Annotated in this window: 2 protein-coding genes; one reads left to right on the top strand and one right to left on the bottom strand. The window is 72.8% G+C overall.

Going from position 1 to position 3,080, the window contains the following annotated elements; translation table 11 throughout:
• Nucleotides 1-1,267 (bottom strand): MFS transporter (locus ACFQ87_RS45350; protein ID WP_380616901.1); only part of this gene is annotated, 1,267 nt, incomplete at its 3' end.
• A 203-nt stretch (nt 1,268-1,470) separates the two neighbouring features.
• Here ACFQ87_RS45350 and ACFQ87_RS45345 point away from each other — a divergent pair.
• Nucleotides 1,471-3,080: alpha/beta hydrolase (locus ACFQ87_RS45345; protein ID WP_380616900.1), on the top strand; the 1,610-nt coding region annotated here is incomplete at its 3' end.

The following is a 3,080-nucleotide window of genomic DNA, read 5'->3' as shown; positions in this document are numbered from 1 at the left end:
CGGCCAACGCCGGTCCCGCCGTGCAGACCGTGACGTAGCCGGGGATCACGCCGAGCCCGTTGTGGTGGCCCAGCCACTCGGCGAGCAGCGGGAAGGTGCCGCCGAACGCGGCGATGGTGGCCGCGTTGACGACACCGAGTCCGACCGCCCTGACCTCGGTCGGGAACAGCAGGCCGGTGAAGACGTTGAGCGTGCCGAGCACCGTCGCCACCAGCATCCCCAGCAGCACGGCCACGACCTGGAACGGCAGCCAGCCCGCGCGCAGCCCGGCCAGCAGGATCCCGACCAGCGGGATCGGCAGCCAGAAGCCGAGCCGGGCCACCGGCAGCAGGCCGAAGCGGTCCGCGGCCGCGCCGGTGAGCAGCATGGTGACCAGCACCACGCCCAGCACCACGGTCATGAAGGAGGCCGCCTGCTCCTTGTCGATCACGTGGTAGGCGGCGGCGTACTGCGGCAGGTAGACCAGGGCGAAGTAGTAACCGACCGTGCCGCCGAGGGTGTTGAGGAAGACGGTGAGCACCGCCCAGCGGTGCTCACCGAGCATCCGCAGGAACGGCGGGCGCCCGCCCGCCTCGGCCCGCGCGCGGGCGCGGTGGAACTCGGCGCTCTCCGGCGCCGCCCGCCGCACCCACACCGCGCCCAGGCCGAGCAGTGCGGCGACCACGAAGCCCCAGCGCCAACCGCCGCTCTCCAGACCGGACTTGCCGATGGTGTGGATCAGCAGGGTGAGCACGCCGAAGGAGAGCAGCGAGCCGAGGATGATCCCGCCGTAGGACACCGAGCTGAACGCGAAGCGGTGCCGCGGCGGGGCGGTCTCGGTGACGTACGCGGCGACGCTGGGCGCCTCGCCGCCGAACGCGAGCCCCTGCACCACCCGTGCGGCGACCGCCAGCACCGCCGCCCAGGCGCCGATCGTCCGCTGCCCGGGCAGCGCGGCGATGCCCAGGCTGGCGGCGGCGATCACCGCCATGCCGAGGCTGAGCGCGAACCGCCGTCCCCGGGTGTCGCTGAGCCGCCCGATCAGGTAGGAGCCGACCGGCCGGGCCCCGAAGCCCACCGCGAAGGTGGCGTACGCGCCGAGGACCCCGTTGACGCCGCCCTTGCCGTGGCCGAAGAGGTCGGCGGCGAAGTACGGCGCGAGCACGGCGTAGATGTTCCAGTCGAAGGACTCGACCACGGACCCCACCGTCGCCGCCGCCAACTCCCGCCGCCGGCTCCCGGCTTGTGCCGAGTCACGGGCGGGAGCGGTATCGATGCGATCTGTCATGGCGTCAGCATGGCACCGTTCGACGGGCGGCGGAATCGGGTGCGGCGGGCTCGTTCGGGCAGGTGCCGGCGGGTCCTGGCCGGGTGGTCGAGGTGGGGACTGACCGGGCGTTCGGGGCCGGTTCCGGACGGGCGCTCGGGTGGATACGGACTACCCATGTGACTAGTGTGACTGGCTAGTGATATTTGTGTGCGGTGCATTCGATGATCATCCGGACCTCGTGGCGCGCCCTGCCCGTCGCCGTCTCCGCCGCCACCGCCGTCGCCCTACTGGCCGGCTGCACCAGTGGTGCCTCCTCCTCGACCTCCGCGTCGGCGTCGGTCCCGGCGACCCCTTCGGCCTCCGCGACGGCGACCGCCACGCCGACCCCGACCCCGACGGTCAAGCCCACCGGCGCCGACGACCCGGCCCTCAAGGCCTTCTACGGCCAGCAGCTGGCCTGGGCGCCGTGCCAGGACAAGGACGCCCCGGCCGGCGACGAGCAGGCCGCCACCTCGGCGCTGCAGTGCTCGACCCTCAAGGTCCCGCTCGACTACACCGCCCCGGGCACCGGCACCCTGGACGTCGCCGTGGTCCGCAACCCGGCGGTCAAGCCGGACCAGCGGATCGGCTCGCTGGTCCTCAACCCGGGTGGCCCGGGTGGCTCCGGCGTCGAGATGGTCAAGGGCGGCCCGAAGCGCTTCGACGGCCCGCTGCACGACCGCTACGACATCGTCGGCTTCGACCCGCGCGGCGTCGCCGGCACCAGCCCGCTCAAGTGCCTGGACGACAAGACCCGGGACGACTGGCTCAACACCGACGAGCCCGGCCCCGACCACGGAAAGCAGCTCGCCGACGCCTGCCAGGCCAAGTACGCCCGGGTACTGCCCTTCGTCAGCACCCGCAACACCGCCCGCGACATGGACGTCCTGCGCGCCGCCCTCGGCGACCAGAAGCTCAGCTACCTCGGCATGTCCTACGGCACCTACCTCGGCTCGCTCTACGCCGAGGAGTTCCCGGACCGGGCCGGCCGGCTCGTCCTGGACGGCGCCACCTCGCCCTCCACCTCCCTGATCCAGCACAACATCGAGCAGCAGGCCGGCTTCGAGCGCTCGCTGAAGGCCTTCGCCGCCGACTGCGCCGCCAAGAACCCGTGCCCGCTCGGCAAGGACCCCGACCAGGCGGTGCAGAAGCTCGCCGGCTTCCTCGACGGGCTCAAGGACAAGCCGCTCAAGAGCAGCAAGGGCCGCACCCTCACCGCCACCGCCGCCTGGACCGGCGTGATCAGCCGCCTCTACGGCGGCGAGCAGGCCTGGAGCGGCCTGCGCAACGCCCTCGGCTGGGCCATGGTCCGTGGTCAGGCCGACGACCTGCTCGCCCTCGCGGACGGCTACAACGGCCGTGACAAGGACGGCCGTTACGAGTCCTCGGCGGACGCCTACACCGCCATCCACTGCGCCGACGGCGCCACCGACGTCCCGTCCGGCGACCAGCTGCAGGCCGCCCTCAGCGACCTCGCCGCCAAGGCCCCGCTGGTCAGCAAGCACGACCCGATGGCAGCCCTGTTCGACCCGGACTGCCGTGTCTGGCCCTTCCGCTCCACCGAGAAGCCGCACGCCATCAAGTCCACCGCCACCACCCCGATCGTGGTCGTCGGCTCCACCGGCGACCCGGCCACCCCGTACGCCTGGTCCGAGAAGCTCACCGGCGAACTCGGCAACGCCGTCCTGCTCACCCGCGAGGGCGAGGGACACGTCGCGTACGACCGCAGCGCCTGCATCCGCGAGGCGGTCAACGCCTATCTGGTCGACGGCACCGCGCCGGCGGCGGGGAC

Origin of the sequence: Kitasatospora sp. NPDC056531, from assembly GCF_042794375.1 — a bacterium.
Taxonomy (GTDB): domain Bacteria; phylum Actinomycetota; class Actinomycetes; order Streptomycetales; family Streptomycetaceae; genus Kitasatospora.
The sequence above is the reverse complement of the archived record's forward strand: the minus strand, read 5'-3'. Positions and strand labels throughout refer to the sequence as shown.